Annotated in this window: 3 protein-coding genes; all 3 read right to left on the reverse strand. The window is 70.2% G+C overall.

All coding sequences use genetic code 11. The features are described 5' to 3' along the window. Positions 1–126 precede the first annotated feature (126 nt). A complete protein-coding gene (locus tag IAE56_RS20630; RefSeq protein ID WP_200753802.1) occupies positions 127–1,668 on the reverse strand; it encodes an efflux transporter outer membrane subunit in 1,542 nt (513 codons plus the stop codon). Then, positions 1,668–3,224 (reverse strand): DHA2 family efflux MFS transporter permease subunit, encoded by a 1,557-nt coding sequence (locus IAE56_RS20635; RefSeq protein ID WP_200753803.1) that lies wholly within the window; start codon positions 3,222–3,224, stop codon positions 1,668–1,670. The genes IAE56_RS20630 and IAE56_RS20635 overlap by 1 nt, the downstream gene beginning before the upstream one ends. Beyond that, positions 3,221–4,375: HlyD family secretion protein (locus IAE56_RS20640; RefSeq protein ID WP_200753804.1), on the reverse strand; the 1,155-nt coding region annotated here is incomplete at its 5' end. The genes IAE56_RS20635 and IAE56_RS20640, both read right to left, overlap by 4 nt.

The raw sequence follows: 4,375 nt of genomic DNA on the forward strand, positions 1-4,375 counted from the left end.
GGGGCTCGCGGCCCGGCGGGCCGCGGCGCTCGCCGGGCGTGGCCCGGCGCTACCGGGGTGCGCGGCGGCGTCAACGGTTCCGGGGGCATCGTTCTGGTAGCGCCGGGCCATGCCCGGCGGAGCGCATCACCGTGCGGCCACCGGCGGGGCGTCCTGCCAGCCCAGGCCCAGGCTCTTCTGCAGGGCCACATAGCGCACCAGCAGCTGCAGGCGGGCCTGGGCGGCGGCATCCTGGGCCTGCAGGCGCTGACGCTGCACGTCCAGCAGGTCGATCTGCGAGGTGGCACCGGCCTGCCGGCGCTGCTGCATCAGGGCCAGCGAGCGGTCGGCCGAGGCCTCGGCGCGCAGGCTGGCCTGCAGCTGCTGGCGGGCGGCCCCGAACCGGGCCAGCGCCGTGTTGGCATCCTGCAGCGCGGCCAGCACCGTGCCCTCATAGGCCGCCAGCCGCGCCTCGTTGCCGGCCCGGGCCTGCGCCACGCGCGCCTTGTTCACCCCGAAGTCGAACAGCGACCAGCGCAGGAACGGGGCGACGATGGTCGCCGCCGAATCCGGCCCAAGATCGGAAATAGACGTGGCACCGGCACCGATGCTGCCGAGCAGGGTCACCTGCGGGAAGTAGGCCGAGATCGCCTGGCCGATCTGCGCCGAGGAGGCCGCCAGCTCGCGCTCGGCCTTGCGCACATCCGGCCGGCGCTGGATCAACGCGCCCGCGTCATCTACCGGCACACTGGCCGGCAACACTGGCAACGGCTGGTCGGCGGCCAGCCGCGCGTCCAGCGCACCGGGCTCGCGGCCGACCATCAGCGCCAGCACGTCACGCGCCTCGTCCGCCTGTGCCTGCAGTGGCGGCAGCGCGGCCTGCTGCTGCTCGCGCTGGGCCTGCGCGCGTTCGACCTGCAGGTCCGAATCGGCACCGCGCTCGCGTCGTTGTCGGGTCAGCTGCAGGCTGTCATCGGCGGCGCGCAGATTGACCTCGGCCAACGCGATGCGCTCGCGGCTGCTGCGGTAGCCCAGGTAGACCTGGGCCAGCTCGGCCGCCAGCTGCACCTGCGCATCGGCCAGCGCCGCGGCATTGGCCTCGGCTTCGGCGGCGGCCTGCTCGGCTGCGCGACGACGGCGACCAAACAGGTCCAGCTCCCAGCTGGCATCGAAGCCGGCCACGTACAGCTCGGTGTCCAGGTCAATGTCCGCGAACTGCTGGCGCAGCTGCGCCGCCTCCTGCGGGCGGCCATTGGCCTCGGCCACGCCGGCGATGTTCTCGCCGAGGCCGCGCACGCTGTCTTCAAGCGCATCGGGCGCCTTGACGTTGGCATACCCGGCGACGGCGCCCATGCTGGGCAGCTGCTCGGCACGGCGCTGGCGCTGCAGCGCGCGCGACGCCAGCAGCTTGGTCTGGGCAGCACGCAGGTTGGGGCTGTTGCGCAGAGCTTCGTCCACCAGCTGGTCCAGCAGCGGATCATTCAGCGCGCGCCACCACTGGCTGGGCGGCGTGGCCGGCTGCACGTCGGCCTGCGCGGCACGCGGCAGCCGTGCCTGTGCGGTGGCGCCGGTGGCCACGTCCGGCTTCACGTAATCCGGGCCCAGCATGCAGCCGGCCAGCAGCAGCGGCAGGGTGGCCGGCCACAGGCGGTGCGGGCGAAGGGAGGTGGTGAGGGTCTTCAAAGTCATCAGTGCATCGCCAATGGAACGCCCTTGGGCAGGGGCTTGAGCAGGAACACCAGCGGCAGGGTCGCCACCACGATCAGGCCGAAGATCCAGAACAGGTCGTTGTAGGCCATCACCATCGCCTGCATCTGCACCGTCTGCGCCAGCACCGCCATCGCCTGCGTGGCATCACCCAGCTGCTGGCCATAGGCATGCAGCGCGTCCTGGGCGATGGTTGAATTGGCGGTGACGCTGCTGCCGATCGCATCGATGTGCAGGGTCGCGCGGCGTTCCTGGAACGTGGAAATGATGGCCAGGCCGATCGAGCCGCCAAGATTGCGCGCGGCGTTGAACAGGCCCGAGGCATCACTGGTGTATTCGCGCGGCACCGAGGTGATGGCTGCCTGGTTCAGCGCCATCATCGCCAGCGCCAGGCCGCAGCCCTGCAGCAGCTGGCCGATGACGAAATGCGGGCCGATGCTGTCCGGGGTCAGCCCGAGGTTGACGAAGCAGGCGGCCGCAAAGCACAGCATGCCGCCGAACACCATGATGCGCACGTCCACCGTTTCCAGCATCTTCGGCATCAACGGCATCAGCAGGATGGTCGGCAGGCCGGCCAGCAGCAGCACGTAGCCGGCCTGCTCGGTGTTGTAGCCGGCGATGATCGCCAGGAACTGCGGGATCATGTACATGACCCCGAACAGGATCATGCCCACCGCCATCACCATCACGAACACCGCGCCGAAACTGCGCTGGAAGAGGATGTTGAGGCGGATGACCGGCGCCTTGCTGGTGAACTGCGAAAGCGCGAGCAGGGCAAACCCCAGCAGCGAGACAAGGCTGAGCACCACGATCATCGTCGATTCGAACCAGCGCTCGCGCTGGCCGTCTTCCAGCACCACGGTCAGCGCGGACAGGCCGGCGGTCATGCCGATGATGCCCAGCCAGTCCGCACGCAGCAGCCCGCCCCAGTTCGATTTTTCATGCGGCAGGCCCAGCAGCAGCAACGCAACCAGGCCCGCACAGATCGGTACGTTGATGAAGAAGGCGTAGTGCCAGCTGACGTTCTCGGTCAGCCAGCCACCCAGCAGCGGGCCGATCACCGGCCCGAGGATGACGGTCATGCCGAACAGCGCGGTGCCCAGCGGCTGCTGCTTCGGTGGCAGCCGTGTGCCGACGATGGTCAGCGCGGTGGGAATCAGTGCACCGCCGGCAAAGCCCTGCCCTACCCGGCCGGCGATCATCATCGGCAGCGAATCGGCCAGGCCACACATCACCGAGAACGCGGTGAACAGCGTGGCGCAGATCAGCAGGAAGGTGCGCAGGCCCAGCGTGCGCACGAACCAGCCGGTCAGCGGAATCATTACGATTTCCGAGACCAGGAAGGCGGTGGAGATCCAGGTGCCTTCGGTGCCGCTCGCGCCGACCTCGCCCTGGATGGTGGGCAGCGCCGCGTTGACGATGGAGATGTCCAACGTGGCCATGAACGAGCCGATGGTGCCGGCCGCCACGGCCAGCCAGGCACCGGCATCGGCCTTGCCCTCGGCGGCGGGCGCTGCAGGGGCGGTGGTGGCGTTCATCGCGCCGGCGCGGCCGTAGCCTCGGCCTCGTCTTTCGTGCGCTCGCGCGCGTCCTTGGCATTGCGCGTATCGACGGTCACTTCCACCGACATGCCCGGCACCAGCACCTTGCGCGCCTCGGCACCGGCGTCCACGCGGATGCGCACCGGCACGCGCTGCACGACCTTGGTGAAGTTGCCGGTGGCGTTCTGCGGCGGCAGCAGCGCGAACTGCGAGCCGGTGCCCGGCGAGATGCTTTCCACCGTGCCATGCAGGGGGGTGCCCGGCAGCGCGTCGACCTTGATCTCGGCCGGCTGCCCGGCGCGCATCAGGCCGACCTGGGTTTCCTTGAAGTTGGCGCTCAGGTACAGCGATTCGACCGGCACGATAGTCATGGTGCGGGTGCCGGCGGCGACGAACTGGCCGACCTGCACGGTCTTGTTGCCGACACGGCCGTCGATGCGCGCGCGCAGCTCGGTGTCCTCGAAGGCGACCCGCGCCTGCGCGGCATCGGCCTGGGCCTGCTTCAGGCCGGCTTGGGCCTGTTCCAGCTGCGCCTGGCTGGCCTCGATCTGGCTCTGCGCGCCCTGGATCTGCGCCTTCGCCGCATCGTACTGGGCCTGCGCGCGTTCGACGTCATGGCGCAGGCTTTCCACGTGTTCGTGGGTGTCGGCGCCGCTGGCGGCCAACGGGGTGAAGCGGGCCAGCTCGGCCTTGCCGAAGCGCAGCGAGGCGGTGGCGGCGGTGAGCTGGGTGCGCGCCTGCAGCAGGCTGGACTGCTGGCCCTGCACGCCGGCGGCGGCGGCGGCGATGTCGGCTTCGCGCACGGCGATGACCGCCTCGGCCTGGTCCAGGGTGGCGCGGTAGGTGCGCGGGTCGATGCGCAGCAGTGGTTCGCCGGCCTTGACCCACTGGTTGTCGTGCACCAGCACTTCGGTGACGTAGCCGTTGATGCGCGGGGCGACGGCGACGGCGTCGGCCTGCAGGTAGGCGTTGTTGGTGTCCTGCAGGTAGCGGCCGACCAGCAGATGGTAGATGAGCCAGGCGACCAGGGCGATGACCACGACGGCGCCGATGATGACCAGGGTCCAGCGGACCTTGGGGTTCTTCAGCGGCGAAGGCTTGTCCTCGTGGGTGGAGGGGGCTTCGTCGGTGGGGGCGTCGGTGCGCGG

It is taken from the genome of Stenotrophomonas sp. S41, assembly GCF_016624625.1.
Lineage (GTDB): Bacteria > Pseudomonadota > Gammaproteobacteria > Xanthomonadales > Xanthomonadaceae > Stenotrophomonas.

What these genes read in the sequence shown, in the direction of transcription:
- IAE56_RS20630 (WP_200753802.1), bottom strand. Translation starts at nt 1,668, where the DNA reads ATGACTTTGAAGACCCTCACCACCTCCCTTCGCCCGCACCGCCTGTGG.
- IAE56_RS20635 (WP_200753803.1), bottom strand. Translation starts at nt 3,224, where the DNA reads ATGAACGCCACCACCGCCCCTGCAGCGCCCGCCGCCGAGGGCAAGGCC.